This window comes from Streptomyces sp. ISL-36, assembly GCF_018614205.1.
Classification (GTDB): Bacteria; Actinomycetota; Actinomycetes; order Streptomycetales; family Streptomycetaceae; genus Streptomyces.
Genome location: NZ_JAGGOS010000199.1, coordinates 1 through 13,780 on the forward strand (window position 1 = coordinate 1; position 13,780 = coordinate 13,780).

Consider the following 13,780-nt stretch of genomic DNA (forward strand, 5'->3'; position numbering starts at 1 on the left):
GCAGCCGCCCCAGCAGCCGCAGTTCGGCCAGGTCCCCGGACAGGTTCCGCCGCCCGGCGCGCCCACGCCGTACGGCCAGCCCGCTCCCGGCTACGGCCAGCCCGCGTTCGGTCAGCAGCCCCCCGGCATGCCGGGCCAGATGGGCGTCCCGCAGGGGGTTCCCCAGGGCGTCCCGGCCGCCGGCGCCGGGCTCGCCGCCGCGCTCCAGCCGTACAAGGAGACCGCCACCGGCGCCCGTTGGACGCCGCAGAACCAGCAGCTCATGCGGGTCGACCTGGCGATGGGCGGCGTTCCCGTCCTGGCCCGCCAGGGCAGCATGGTCATGTACCAGGGCAAGGTCGAGTTCAGCCACAAGGGAGCCGGTTTCGCCGGGCGGATTGTCGGCAACGCCACCGGCCAGGAGATGCAGCTGATGCGCTGCACCGGCCGCGGCCAGGTCTTCCTCGCCGAGGAAGGCGCCCACCTCCACCCGATCGAGCTCCAGGGCGACGGCATCTGCGTCTCCGCGGAGAACGTGCTCGCCTTCGACGAGTCCCTGCAGTACGAGGTGCGCCGGATCGAGGGCCACGGGATCCCCGGCGGCGCCCTGTTCACCATGCAGTTCCAGGGCACCGGCACGGTCGTCGTCAAGACGCACGGCATCCCGGTCGTCCTGCCCGTCACGCCGACCACCTTCGCCGACTGCAACGCCGTCGTCGCCTGGTCGTCCGCGTCCCAGGTGATCCTCTCCAGCCAGGTCCGGCTGCGCCGCAACGCGTACCCCGGACACAGCGGGGAGACGGTGAACCTCCAGTTCCGGGGTGCCCCCGGCAACTTCATCGTCGTCCAGCCCTACGAGGTCTGAGGGAGCCCGAAGAATGAACCAGCAACTCGCGGGCTTCGCCCCGACCCCGGTCGTGGCCCGGATGGAGAACCACGGCCGCACGATGCTGCAGGTCGCCATGGCCTCCGGCCAGGACCTGTACGCGCGCACCGGCTCGATGGTCGCCTACGAGGGCTTCATCACCTACGAGCCCAACCCGCCCGCCGCCCGACAGGTGGCCCAGCAGTGGATCACCGGCGAGGGCGCGCCCATCATGAAGTGCTCCGGCGACGGCCTGCTCTACCTCGCCGACTACGGCGCGGACGTCGTCGTGATCAACCTTCAGAACGACTCGCTCTCCGTCAACGGCACCAACCTGCTCGCCTTCGACGCCCACCTCCAGTGGGGCGTGGAGAAGGTCAAGGGCCTCGCCAAGTTCGCCGGCCAGGGGCTGTTCAACGTCGAGATCGCCGGCACCGGCTGGGTCGCCCTGACCTCGCGCGGCACGCCGATCGTGGTCGACTGCGGCCGCGGCGAGGACGAGACGTACGTCGACCCGGACGCGCTCGTCGCCTGGTCGCCGGCGCTCAAGGTCAAGGGCAAGCGCAGCTTCAAGGCCTCCTCCCTGATCGGGCGGGGCAGCGGCGAGGCGTTCCAGATGGCCTTCTCCGGCCAGGGCATCGTCGTCGTACAGCCGAGCGAGGACAGCACCGACCGCCTGCGGATCCGGGGCTGAGGGGGAGCGAGAACACACCATGCAGAGCCCGCTTTTCAACCACGCCGAGCAGCAGAGCCAGGAACGGTACGTCATCCAGAACCCGCAGCTGCTGCGGGTCGCCCTCACCGGCCAGGACGACATCCTCGCCCGCAAGGGCGCCATGGTGGCCTACCAGGGACTCGTCGACTTCGACGGCGAGTACCAGACGCCCAGTCAGCGCCGGGCCCGCGCCCGCACCGGTGAGGGCCTTGACCTCATGCGCTGCTCCGGCCAGGGCACGGTCTACTTCGCCAACCTCGCCCAGTACATCCACGTCGTGGAGGTCGAGCAGGAGGGCATGACCGTGGACAGCGCCTACGTCCTGGCGCTGGACTCGACCCTGCACACCGAGGTCATCGCCGTGGACAGCCAGTATGGCGTCTCCGGCTCCGGCAAGTACCAGCTCAACATCTCCGGCCGCGGCAAGGTCGCCCTGATGACCTCCGGTCAGCCGCTGATGATGCACGTCACGCCCGACAAGTACGTCAACGTCGACGCGGACGCGATCGTCGCCTGGTCCACCGGGCTGCGGGTGCAGATGCAGGCGCAGACGACGAACTCCAACGTCCGCCGTCGCCGGGGCGACACGGGCGAGGGCTGGGAGCTCAGCTTCCTCGGGCAGGGCTTCGCCCTGGTCCAGCCCAGCGAGGTCATGCCGCCGCAGAACGCCGCCATCGGCCAGGGCATCGCCGCCCAGTTCGGTGCCGGTCAGCACGGCTCGCACGCCCAGAACCAGAACAACGCCTGGAACTGAGCCCGTTCATGGGTGAGGGGCGGTCGCCACGGCGACCGCCCCTCACCCATGCCGTGACTACAGCCTGTCGAGCGTGCTCCGCATCAGACGCACCACCGACGCGTCGGCCACGTCCGCCACCTCGTCGTACGCGTACCAGCGCAGGTCCAAGGACTCGTCGCTGATCTCCTCCACCGCGCCGGCCGGAGCCAGCGCCGCGTACTGCACGTCCAGATGCCAGTGACAGGGCGCCGGAATGGCATGCCGGTCCAGGCGCACCGGGCCGCCCGGCAGCAGCGTCAGACCGGTGATCCCGGACTCCTCCGTCGCCTCACGCAACGCGGCCGCGGCCACCGTCACGTCCCCGGGCTCGCAGTGGCCGCCCATCTGCAGCCACATGCCGAGCTTCCTGTGCAGCGTCAGGAGCACCCGGCCGCGCTCCGGATCGACGACCAGCGCGCTCGCCGTCAGATGCCCGGCGCCGCACGCCTTCCACATGCCGTCCTCGTGCGCGGCCAGGTGGTCCAGGTAGGTCTGACGCAGCTCTTCCTGGCTCTCGTACGCCTTCAGTACGAGAACCGCGTCGTCGTGCAGGCTCACTTGTCGGTGTCGTCCTCGTCGTTGTCCTCGGCGTCCTCGGCCCGGTCCTGCTTGCCGGCCGCCTCGCCCAGCATCTTGTCCAGCTCCGAGAAGTCGAGCTGCTCGCGGTGGACGAAGCCGTCCGGGTCGTCCAGGTCGGACGCCGTCGGCAGCATGTCCGGGTGCTCCCACAGATCGTCACGGCCGTCGACACCGCGCGCGTCCGTGAGCGAGGCCCACAGCCGCGAGGCGTCCCGCAGCCGGCGCGGGCGCAGCTCCAGACCGATCAGCGTCGCGAAGGTCTGCTCCGCGGGACCGCCGCTGGCCCGGCGCCGGCGCAGCGTCTCGCGCAGGGCGTCGGCCGAGGTCAGCCGGGACTTCGCGGCCTCGTGGACCACCGCGTCCACCCAGCCCTCGACCAGCGCGAGCGCCGTCTCCAGCCGGGCCAGGGCCGCCTTCTGCTCCGGCGTGTCCTCGGGCTGGAACATGCCCTGCTGCAGAGCCTCCTGCAGCTGCTCCGGGTGCGTGGGGTCCAGCTGGCCGACCGCGTCCTCCAGCTTGGAGGTGTCGACCTTGATCCCGCGGGCGTAGCCCTCGACCGCGCCGAAGAGGTGCGAGCGCAGCCACGGAACATGGGCGAAGAGCCGCTGGTGGGCGGCCTCGCGCAGTGCCAGATACAGCCGCACCTCGTCCTTGGGCACGCCCAGGTCCTTGCCGAGGGCCTCGATGTTCAGCGGCAGCAGCGCCGCCTTGCCGGCCGGGCCGAGCGGCAGACCGACGTCGGTCGAGCCGACGACCTCGCCCGCGAGCGCGCCGACCGCCTGGCCGATCTGCTGGCCGAACATGGCGCCGCCCATGGAGCGCATCATGCCGATCAGCGGGCCCGCCATGGCCTGCATCTCCTCGGGCAGCACATCGCCCATCGCCGCGCCGACCCGCTCGGCGACCGGGTCCACCAGCTGCTGCCAGGCCGGCAGCGTCGCCTCGACCCACTCCGCGCGGCTCCAGGCCACGGCCGTGCTCGCCCCGGACGGCAGCGAGGTCACGCCGTCCAGCCACAGGTCGGCCAGGCGTACGGCCTCCTCGACCGAAGCCTTCTCGGCCGGGCCGACGCTGGCGTCCTTGGTGCCGTCGGACGTGCCCTGGGCGACCACCTGGCGGGCGATCTGCTTCGCCATGTCCCAGTTCACCGGGCCGCCCTCGTACGAGAGCATCTGGCCGAGCTGCTGGAAGGCCGCGCCCAGGTCGTTGGGGTTCAGCGAGCCGAACATCGCCGCGAACGGATTGTCCGCCCCGCCCGGCCCGCCCATGCCGGGCAGACCGCCGAAACCGAACGGATTGGCACCGAACGGGTTGCCGCCGCCCTGGCCACCGGACCCCTGGCCACCTCCGGCGGGGTCCTTCTTCTTGCCCTCGTCGCCGTCCTCCGGCTCCTCCGGCGGAAGGCCGAATCCGAATGGGGTGTCACTCACAGGTTTCCTCGGCTCGTAGGGCCGCCGGCTTCCTGCCGACGGCGACTGCCCGCTGCACACCACCAGCGTAGACATCCGGGCCGGATATGGGCTCGGTGCTCCGCCGGGCCGTGGCCTGCGGCAGGATGGACGCCACCTGGTACGTACGCGTCATTCGTGTACGTACTGAAGACAACCGCTGGAGACGCCCGGTGAGTTCCCCAGATCCTCAGGTTCGCGCAGCGCATAGCGCCGAAGTTCGCCAGAGGCGAAACCGATCGACCCGGTCCGCCGGGCGCGGCCCCGTGGTCGCGGTCACCGGCGCCGCTTCCGGGGTCGGCGACCTGCTGACCAGGCGCCTCGCGGCGTCCGACGAGATCAAGCAGGTCGTCGCGATCGACGAGCGCCGGGGCGAGGTCTCCGAGGCGCAGTGGCACATCCTCGACGTCCGCGACCCCGCGATCGCCGAGAAGCTGCGCGGTGTGGACGTCGTCGTCCACCTCGCCGTCGACCTCGACCTGGAGTCGGACGCCGCCGCCCGAACGGCCTACAACGTGCGCGGCGCGCAGACCGTCCTCACCGCGGCCGCGGCGGCGGGGGTCCACCGGGTGGTGCTCTGCACCTCCGCCATGGTCTACGGCGCCCTGCCCGACAACGACATCCCGCTCTCCGAGGACGCCGAGCTGCGGGCGACCGCCGAGGCCACCGGCGTCGGCGACATGCTGGAGATCGAGCGGCTCGGCCGCCGGGCGCCCCGCGCCCACCCGGGCCTGCAGGTCACCGTGGTCCGGCCCGCCGTCCTGGTGGGCGGTACGGACACGGCGCTCACCCGCTACTTCGAGTCCCCTCGGCTGCTCGTCGTCGCCGGATCGCGACCCACCTGGCAGTTCTGCCATGTCGAGGACCTGGTCAGCGCCCTGGAGTACGCGGCCCTGGAGAAGGTCGAAGGCGAGTTCGCCGTCGGCTGCGACGGGTGGCTCGAGCAGGAGGAGGTCGAGGAGCTCTCCGGGATCCGCCGCATGGAGCTGCCCTCCGCGGTGGCCCTGGGGGCGGCGGCACGGCTGCACCGGATCGGGCTCACCCCGTCCCCGGCGGGCGACCTGGCGTACACCATGCACCCGTGGGTGGTCAGCGTGGGGCGGCTGCACGACGCGGGCTGGCGGCCCCGGTGGACCAACGAGGAGGTGCTCGCGGCGCTCCTGGAGGAGGTCGAGGGCCGGCACACGGTCGCGGGCCGCCGCCTCGGACGCAAGGACGCCACGGCCGCCGGTGCGGCGGGCGCGACGGTGGCCCTGCTCGGCACGGCGGCGCTGGTGCGGCAGATGCGGAAGCGGCGCGGCATGTAGGACCCTCCTACGGAGGGTCGGGTCCACCGGTCGAAAACGCTATTCCGCGATGTCCGTGCGGTACGGCACCATGGGGCCATGGCACGTACCTCCGATCACCCCGGCGAGCAGGCCGCCGCCGACCCGATCAAGCTTCTCGCGATCCGCGACACCCCGCTCTCGGTCGACGAGGTCTTCCGCGCGGCCGGTGACGACGCCGCCGGCGGGACCACCCTCTTCGTGGGCACCGTGCGCAACCACGACGGCGGAGCCGACGTGGACACGCTCGGGTACTCCTGCCACCCCTCCGCCGAGGCCGAGCTGCGCCGGGTCGCGGAGAAGGTCGTCGCCGACTACCCGGTCCGCGCCCTGGCCGCCGTCCACCGGGTGGGCGATCTGCGGGTGGGCGACCTCGCGGTCGTCGTCGCGGTCTCCTGCCCCCACCGCGGCGAGGCCTTCGAGGCCTGCCGCAAGCTCATCGACGACCTCAAGCACGAGGTGCCCATCTGGAAGCACCAGACGTTCTCCGACGGCACCGAGGAGTGGGTGGGAGCCTGCTGACCTTCAGCCTCACCCCTGCGTCCGCAAGGCGCCGCGCCGACCTCCCGTAGTCGAACGCCCGATTTGCGTAACCGGGCCCCCGGCAGCAGCGTTGTTGCTGCAGTCGTTAATCTGCTGATCGACCGGGTCCCGGTCGGTTGCGGTCGCTCAGTGGGGATGGGAGGTCGGAATGGCAGCGCTCGCCTGGTTGCTGATTCCGCTTGTCGCGGTCGTCGGCGCGGCGATATGGGGAAGCTGGGCTACGCGGAACAAGACCATCGGGGACGTCGCCGAGCTCGCCGGCTACGCACGGTTCAGGGACGTCATGGAGCGGTCCTGTTCCGGTTCCGATGGTGCCGACCATGAGATGACGTCCACGGCCTCGCCTTCCCCCGTACGCAGTAGCCACGTCTCCGGCTGACTTCCGACCGCTGGCCGCCTCGTACGGACCCGCCCCACGGGTGCACTCACAGGCCCGTCCCGTACTGTCGTTCCATGCCACGCCGCACTGCGACGATGCTCGCCTCCACTCTGGTCCTGATCACTCTGCTCTGTGTGGGCGTCCTCGTACCCGTGCCGTACGCCGAGATGAGCCCCGGTCCCACCGTCAACACCCTCGGCGAGGTCAAGGGGGAGCCCGTCCTCCAGATCGCGGGTCGTCAGACCTACCCCACCGACGGGCATCTCAACATGACGACGGTCCGCGTCACCAGCGCGGACTACCGGATGAACATGGTCGAGGCGGTCTACGGCTGGCTCGCCCACGACAACGTGGTCGTCCCCAAGGAAACCCTCTACCCGGACGGCAAGACCGAGGAGCAGTCGAGCCAGGAGAACGCCGAGGAGTTCTCCCAGTCCCAGGAGAGCGCCAAGGTCGCCGCCCTCGGCGAGCTGGACATCCCGGTGACCACCCGGGTCGTCGTCGCCTCCGTCGTGAAGGACAGCCCCGCCCAGGGCACCCTGCACGCCGGCGACGTCGTCAAGGCCGTCGACGGCGTGCCCGTGACGGAGCCCGGGGACGTCGCCAAGCAGGTGACCAAGCGCAAGCCGGGCGAGAAGGTCGAGTTCACGATCGTCCCCGCCAAGGAGGCGGCCGCGGCCGAGAAGGCCGGCAAGGAGCCGACCGCCACCCGGAAGGTCACGATCACCACCGTGAAGTCCGAGGAGGGCGACCGGGCGATCGTCGGCATCCAGGCCGGCACCGACCACGTCTTCCCGTTCACCATCGACATCAAGCTCGCCGATGTCGGCGGGCCGAGCGCCGGTCTGATGTTCGCGCTCGGGATCGTCGACAAGCTGACGCCCGGATCCCTCACCGACGGCAAGTTCATCGCCGGCACGGGCACCATCGACGAGAAGGGCAAGGTGGGCCCGATCGGCGGTATCGAGATGAAGCTGGTCGGCGCGCGCGACGCCGGCGCCCGGTACTTCCTCACGCCGGCCGACAACTGCGAGTCCGCCGCCGCCGACATCCCCGACGGCCTCACCCTCATCAAGGTGGACACCATCGACGACGCGACGAAGTCACTGGAGAAGCTCCGCAAGGGCGACACGAAGAGCCTGCCCAGCTGCTCCAAGGGCTGACCGTCCGACGGTACGTACGCGAGGGGCGCCCCGGTCGACGACCGGGGCGCCCCTCATCGCGAGTCGCTCAGGACTCGAACGTCGCCGCCAGGGCGTCCGCGAGGCCCGGCACCAGGTCCGCCCCGGTCAGCACCTCGTTCGGGGAGTCCTTCTCCCGCAGCCGGATCGCCGCCTCGCGGGCACCGTCGCGCAGCACCGCCACCGTCATCCGGACCTCCTGACGGTCCGGGTGCCGGGCGACCCACTTGGCCAGGCCCGCCTCGTCCAGGCCGTCCGGCACGGCCGCCTCCGCCGAGGGCGGCAGCATCAGCCGCTCCACGGTCAGCGCGCAGCCGGCCACCGCGTCGGGCCAGGCGATGGTGCCGAGGAACTCGTCGAGGGGCTTCCCGGCGGGCAGCTCCTCCTGCTCGATCGGGGTGTACGCGGCGGCTTCGCCGCCTTCGAGGCCGAGCTGGGAGGCGAGTCCCGGCTCCTGTGCGCGCAGCCGGGCGGTGTCGACCAGGGCGAAGAGCCGGGCGGGCCGGTCCCACCCGAGGCCGGAGGCGTACTCGTCGATCTCGAGCACAGCGCGGGTGAGGGGGCTCGCGGCCATGGGGGTACCGGAGGGGGAAACGTTGGACATGGGGAACATCCTGCCTCCTCCTGCCCCGAAGTCGGGAACTAGGTAAAGCCTCAGTAAGTTGCACCAGTGGGCTCTACGATCGCGGAGCCTGCTTATCGACGCATCAACCTCGAGGGGCGCACGTTGGCTTTCCAGATGCCGGACCGCGGAGGCGGCGGAGGCCCGTCCGGGCCAAGGATCAGAGTCGGCCGGCCGTCCCGGCGGGCCCGCACGCTGCTCATGACGCTGGGTGTGCTGGCCGTCCTGGCCATGCTGTTCGTCATGTTCGCCGGGTTCTGGACGGACTGGCTGTGGTACCGCTCGGTCCAGTACTCGTCCGTGTTCACCACCACCCTGTGGACCAAGATCGGCCTGTTCGCCGTCTTCGGCCTGCTGATGGGGCTCGCGGTCGGGCTGAACATCTGGCTGGCCCACCGGCTGCGGCCGCCGCTGAGCGCGATGTCGCTGGAGCAGCAGAGCCTCGACCGGTACCGCATGGGCCTGGCCCCGTACAAGAAGTGGGTGCTGCTCGCGATCACCGCCCTGGTGGGCCTGATCGCCGGTGCCTCCGCCTCCGGCCAGTGGCGGACCTGGCTGCTGTGGGTGAACGGCGTGCCGTTCGGCCAGAAGGACCCGCAGTTCCAGCTGGACGTGGCGTTCTACGCCTTCGACCTGCCCTGGTACCGCTTCCTGCTGGCCTTCGGCTTCGCGGCCACCATCCTGTCGCTGATCGCCGCCGCGATGACCCACTACCTGTACGGCGGACTTCGCGTCACCAGCCCCGGTACGCGCGCCACCGCCGCCGCGACCGGCCACCTCTCGGTGTTGCTCGGCGTCTTCGTCTCGCTGAAGGCCGTGGCGTACTGGCTCGACCGGTACGGACTGGCCGTGAAGTCCAGCGACTTCAAGGCGGCCGGGAACTGGACGGGTCTGCGGTACGTCGACGCCAACGCCTATCTCCCGGCGAAGACGATCCTCTTCTGCATCGCCGCGATCTGCGCCGTGCTGTTCTTCGCGACGCTGTGGCGCCGCACCTGGCAGCTGCCGGTGATCGGCTTCGGGCTCATGGTCCTCTCGGCGATCCTGATCGGCGGCCTCTACCCGGCCATCGTGCAGAAGTTCCAGGTCCAGCCGAACGAGCAGGCCAAGGAAGCGCCGTACATCCAGAAGAACATCGACGCGACCCGCAAGGCCTACGACATCGCGGGCACGGAGCCGGAGAACTACTCGGGCAAGTCCACGGTCAAGGCCAAGGACCAGCTCCGCACGGACTCCGACACGGCCGCCAGCTACCGGCTGATCGACCCGAACATCGTCTCGCCGACGTTCCAGCAGCTGGAGCAGAAGCGGAAGTACTACCAGTTCCCCACCACCCTCGACGTGGACCGCTACAACGGCCAGGACACCGTCGTGGGTCTGCGTGAGCTCAACATCAAGGGCATCCCGAAGCGGAACTGGATCAACGACCACTTCACGTACACCCACGGCTTTGGCGCGATCATGGCCAAGGGGACGCAGACGGACGCCAACGGCTCCCCGGTCTTCACCGAGGCGGGGCTGCCCACCACGGGTCAGCTCGGCCCGTACCAGCAGCGGATCTACTACGGCGAGAAGACGGATCAGTACTCCATCGTCGGCGGCCCGCAGAAGGAGCTGGACTACGAGGAGAACGGCGAGAAGACCACCAGTTACGAGGGCAGGAGCGGCGTCAGCCTCTCCAGCACCTTCAACCGCGCCGCCTACGCGGTCGCGTTCAGCGAGCCGCAGATCCTCTACTCGGGGGCCATCGGCGAGGGTTCGCGGATCCTCTACAACCGCACGCCCAAGGAGCGCGTCGAGGCGGTCGCGCCCTGGCTGACCATCGACGGCGACGCCTATCCGGCGGTCGTCGGCAAGAAGATCCAGTGGATCGTCGACGCGTACACGACCACGAACGGCTACCCGTACGCCTCGCGCACCACGCTCGGCGACACCACGGCGGACTCCCTGACCGTGGGCAACCAGCAGCGCACGGTCGTCGCCCAGCAGAACCAGGTCAACTACATCCGCAACTCGGTCAAGGCCACCGTGGACGCCTACGACGGCACGGTCACGCTGTACCAGTGGGACACGGCCGACCCGGTCCTCAAGACGTGGATGAAGGCGTTCCCGGACACCGTGCAGCCGCGCGAGACGATCAAGCCGGAGCTGATGCAGCACCTGCGCTACCCGCAGGACATGTTCAAGGTCCAGCGCGAACTCCTCACCCGGTACCACGTGAAGAACCCGGCGCAGTTCTACAGCGGCTCGGACGCCTGGCAGGTGCCGGACGACCCGACCAACAGGGACGGCAACGCGGTCCCGCCGTACTACCTGAGCATGAAGATGCCCGGGGACGACGCCCAGCAGTTCTCGCTGACGACCACGTTCACGCCGAACGGGCGGCCCAACCTGGGCGGCTTCATGGCGGTCGACGCCGACGCCAACAGCAAGGACTACGGCCGTATAAGGCTGTTGAGAGTCACCTCCGAGGTCCCGGGACCCGAGCAGGTGCAGAACAAGCTCAACAGCCTTCCGTCGGTGGCCACCTTCGTGCGGGACATGAAGGGTGCCGACTCCGACATCCAGTACGGCAATCTGCTGACGGTGCCGCTCGACGGGGGCTTCCTCTACGTCGAGCCGGTCTACGCCCAGGGCCGCAACGCGCACTATCCGCTGCTGAAGAAGGTCGCGGTGTCGTACGTGGACGCGGACCAGCCGGACGGTGACACCACCAAGGACACCACGGTGTTCGAGGACAACCTCACCAAGGCGCTCAACGCCGTCTTCGGGGTGGAGGGTGCGACGCCGCCGGAGCAGCCGGAGGAGCCCGGCACCACTCCGCCGACGACGCCGACCACCAACGACGCCGCCCTGAAGAAGGCCATCGCCGACGCCCAGAAGGCGTACGACGACGGTGAGGCGGCGCTGCAGAAGAACGACTGGACGGCGTACGGCAAGGCGCAGGACGCTCTGCAGAAGGCGCTCCAGCAGGCGGCGGAGGCAGGCGCCAAGCTGAAGCCGGAGACCGGCAAGAGCGGCGACAAGCCGGCCGGGGGCGCTGCTCCCAAGCCCTCGGCGACCCCGTCCACCAGCCCGAGCCCGCCGAGCGGCTGACCGGCCTGGTCAGGCACCCTCCCGCGTCGTGGTACCTTTAAGTCACAACGACGCGGGGTGGAGCAGCTCGGTAGCTCGCTGGGCTCATAACCCAGAGGTCGCAGGTTCAAATCCTGTCCCCGCTACTGAAGGCAAGGGCCCGGATCCATCAGGATCCGGGCCCTTGTCGTGTTCCGGGGAGGGCGTCCGGTCCCGAAGGGCGTTGCGGGTGGGGCGAGTTGGGGCGAGACGTGTTTGACTTATCTCTCTGTGGGCATGTCGACAAAACGCTGAAGTGACCTCACTGGCTGCGGTATACCAGGTGTACGCGCGTTGCGGGTGGTGCGACGATGGAATTTATGGGGGACAGGGCAACTCTGTTGGAGACAGGGCGGTTTGTGCAGCGGCACGCCAGGCGTGCCGCGGATGACATCATCGAGGCCGTGGTGGCCGTCGATGCGACCGTTGACACCACCGCCGAGAACGAGACCGAGACCGAGGCACGCCACCGGCGCGCCGCCGAGAGCGGCGACGCCGCGTCCATGAGCCTGCTCGGCGCGCTGCTGCTGCGCAGGGGGGACCTGGACGGCGCGGAGCCGTATCTGCGCGGCGCCACCGCCGAGGGGGACCGCGCCGCAGCCAACAACCTGGGCGTTCTGCTGCACCAGCGCGGCTACGCGGAGGAGGCCGCCGGCTGGTGGCGGGTCGCCGCCGTCGCGGGCTCCGCACCCGCCGCCCACGCGCTCGGCCGCCACCACCGCGAGCGGGGCGACGAGCCGGCCGCCGAGTACTGGCTGCGCCAGTCCGCAGAGCAGGGCCACGCCCTGGGCGCCTACGCCCTCGCCGATCTGCTGGAGCACCGCAGCGACGTCGGCGCCGAGCGCTGGCTGCGCGCCGCCGCCGAGCAGGGCCACCGCGAGGCCGCCTACCGGCTGGCCCTCGCCCTGGAGAGGCGCGCCTCGGAGTCGGAGCGGGGCCGCGCCTCCGTCTACGCCACCGGGACGGGCCCCCCGGCCACCGCTACCGCCACCGGCCGCCGCTCCGCGCGCGAGGCGCTGACGGACGAGCCGGGCGTGGGCACGGGGACGGGGACGGGCACGGGCACGGGCCCGGGCACGGGTGTGGGCGCGAGGACGGGTACGACGGGTCCGACAGGTACGACGGGGACGACGGGGACGGGCGCGGAAGCCGGCCGCGGTGCGGCCGTGGGCGCGCAGCCCGGTGGTGAGCTCGCCGAGGCCGAACAGTGGTTCCGGCAGGCGGCCGCGCGCGGGCACCGGCGCGCCGCGCTGCACCTCGGCGCGATCCTGGAGAAGCGCGGTGAGCTCAAGGAGGCCGGCCGCTGGTACCTCAGCTCCGCCAAGGAGGGCGAGGCGAAGGCCGCCTGCGCGCTCGGTTTCCTGCTGCGCGACGCCGGCGACGAGGAGAGCGCCGCCGTGTGGTGGCTGCGCGCCGCGCAGGACGGCGACGGCAACGCCGCCAACGCCCTCGGTGCCCTGCACGCCGCACGCGGCGAGCAGCAGACCGCCGAACGCTGGTACCGCGCCGCCATGGACGCGGGTGACGTGAACGGGGCGTACAACCTCGGCCTGCTCTGCGCCGCCCAGGACCGTACGCAGCAGGCCGAGCAGTGGTACCGCCGTGCCGCCTACGCGGGCCATCGGGAGGCGGCCAACGCGCTCGCCGTGCTGCTCCTCCAGGCCGGGGACGCGGGCGGCGCCGAGCCGTGGTTCTCCAAGGCCGCCGAGGCCGGCAGCGTCGACGCCGCCTTCAACCTCGGCATCCTCTACGCGGGTCGCGACGACGACCGTACGGCGCTGAGCTGGTACGAGCGCGCCGCGGCGGCCGGGCACACCGAGGCCGCGCTCCAGGTGGGCATCGCCTGCCTGCGCGACGGCGACGAGCAGGCCGCCGAGCGGCATCTGCGGTGCGCGGCGGGCGGCGGGAGCGCCGAGGCCGCGTTCCGGCTCGCCACCGTCCTCGACGCGCGCCGACCCGAGCCGGGCCCGCCCGCGCTCGGCGCCTCGCGCGAGGAGAAGAGCGAGTGCGAGGAGTGGTACGAGCGCGCCGCCCAGCAGGGGCACCGGCGCGCCCAGGTACGGGTGGGCATGCTGGCCGCCGCCCGCGGGGACGTGGCCGACGCGGCCCACTGGTACCGCGAGGCGGCCGAGGCCGGCAGCCGCAACGGCGCCTTCAACCTCGGGCTGCTGCTGGCCCGCGAGGGCAGCGAGCGCGAGGCGGCCCTGTGGTGGACCCGTGCCGCCCGTGCCGGGCACGGGCGCGCCGCCCTGCGC

The 13,780-nt window shown here is 71.2% G+C and carries 12 protein-coding genes and 1 tRNA gene; 10 read left to right on the forward strand and 3 right to left on the reverse strand.

All coding sequences use genetic code 11. The features are described 5' to 3' along the window. The 3 genes from J7E93_RS35545 to J7E93_RS35555 form a co-directional block, all read left to right on the forward strand. Positions 1-844: AIM24 family protein (locus tag J7E93_RS35545; protein ID WP_215074171.1), on the forward strand; the 844-nt coding region annotated here is incomplete at its 5' end. 13 nt (positions 845-857) lie between these two features. Continuing rightward, positions 858-1,538 (forward strand): AIM24 family protein, encoded by a 681-nt coding sequence (locus tag J7E93_RS35550; RefSeq protein ID WP_215074172.1) that lies wholly within the window; start codon positions 858-860, stop codon positions 1,536-1,538. 19 nt (positions 1,539-1,557) lie between these two features. Next, the gene (locus tag J7E93_RS35555) at positions 1,558-2,313 is read left to right on the forward strand and encodes an AIM24 family protein (RefSeq protein ID WP_215074173.1); all 756 of its coding nucleotides are present in this window, start codon (positions 1,558-1,560) and stop codon (positions 2,311-2,313) included. Between the two features lie 57 nt (positions 2,314-2,370). Here the strand turns inward: J7E93_RS35555 and J7E93_RS35560 are convergent, their stop codons facing one another. Next, positions 2,371-2,892: an NUDIX hydrolase gene (locus J7E93_RS35560; protein ID WP_215074174.1), complete on the reverse strand. Its 522-nt coding sequence runs from the start codon at positions 2,890-2,892 to the stop codon at positions 2,371-2,373. After that, positions 2,889-4,343 carry a zinc-dependent metalloprotease gene (locus tag J7E93_RS35565; RefSeq protein WP_215074175.1) on the reverse strand — a complete coding sequence of 485 codons (1,455 nt, stop codon included), beginning with the start codon at positions 4,341-4,343 and terminating at the stop codon, positions 2,889-2,891. Before J7E93_RS35565 ends, J7E93_RS35560 begins: the two co-directional genes overlap by 4 nt. Before the next feature lie 191 nt (positions 4,344-4,534). Here J7E93_RS35565 and J7E93_RS35570 point away from each other — a divergent pair, with 191 nt between their 5' ends. From J7E93_RS35570 to J7E93_RS35585, 4 genes are all read left to right on the forward strand, one after another. Further along, on the forward strand, positions 4,535-5,668 hold the full coding sequence (locus tag J7E93_RS35570; protein WP_215074176.1) for an SDR family oxidoreductase: 1,134 nt from the start codon (positions 4,535-4,537) through the stop codon (positions 5,666-5,668). A 78-nt stretch (positions 5,669-5,746) separates the two neighbouring features. Then, positions 5,747-6,208, forward strand: coding sequence for a molybdenum cofactor biosynthesis protein MoaE (locus tag J7E93_RS35575; protein ID WP_215074177.1), 462 nt, complete (start codon positions 5,747-5,749; stop codon positions 6,206-6,208). Between the two features lie 169 nt (positions 6,209-6,377). Beyond that, positions 6,378-6,608, forward strand: coding sequence for a hypothetical protein (locus J7E93_RS35580; RefSeq protein ID WP_215074178.1), 231 nt, complete (start codon positions 6,378-6,380; stop codon positions 6,606-6,608). A gap of 74 nt (positions 6,609-6,682) precedes the next feature. Then, entirely contained in the window at positions 6,683-7,771 is a 1,089-nt protein-coding gene (locus tag J7E93_RS35585) for a PDZ domain-containing protein (protein WP_215074179.1), read from the forward strand. A 67-nt stretch (positions 7,772-7,838) separates the two neighbouring features. Here J7E93_RS35585 and J7E93_RS35590 read toward each other — a convergent pair whose 3' ends face one another. Continuing rightward, the gene (locus tag J7E93_RS35590) at positions 7,839-8,393 is read right to left on the reverse strand and encodes a PPA1309 family protein (protein WP_215074180.1); all 555 of its coding nucleotides are present in this window, start codon (positions 8,391-8,393) and stop codon (positions 7,839-7,841) included. Positions 8,394-8,528: 135 nt separating this feature from the next. Here J7E93_RS35590 and J7E93_RS35595 point away from each other — a divergent pair, with 135 nt between their 5' ends. The 3 genes from J7E93_RS35595 to J7E93_RS35605 all read left to right on the forward strand — a co-directional run. Further along, the gene (locus J7E93_RS35595; RefSeq protein ID WP_215074181.1) at positions 8,529-11,507 is read left to right on the forward strand and encodes a UPF0182 family protein; all 2,979 of its coding nucleotides are present in this window, start codon (positions 8,529-8,531) and stop codon (positions 11,505-11,507) included. Positions 11,508-11,558: 51 nt separating this feature from the next. Next, positions 11,559-11,632, forward strand: a tRNA-Met gene (locus J7E93_RS35600). Between the two features lie 204 nt (positions 11,633-11,836). Next, the coding region (locus tag J7E93_RS35605; protein WP_215074182.1) for a tetratricopeptide repeat protein at positions 11,837-13,780 on the forward strand (1,944 nt) is incomplete at its 3' end.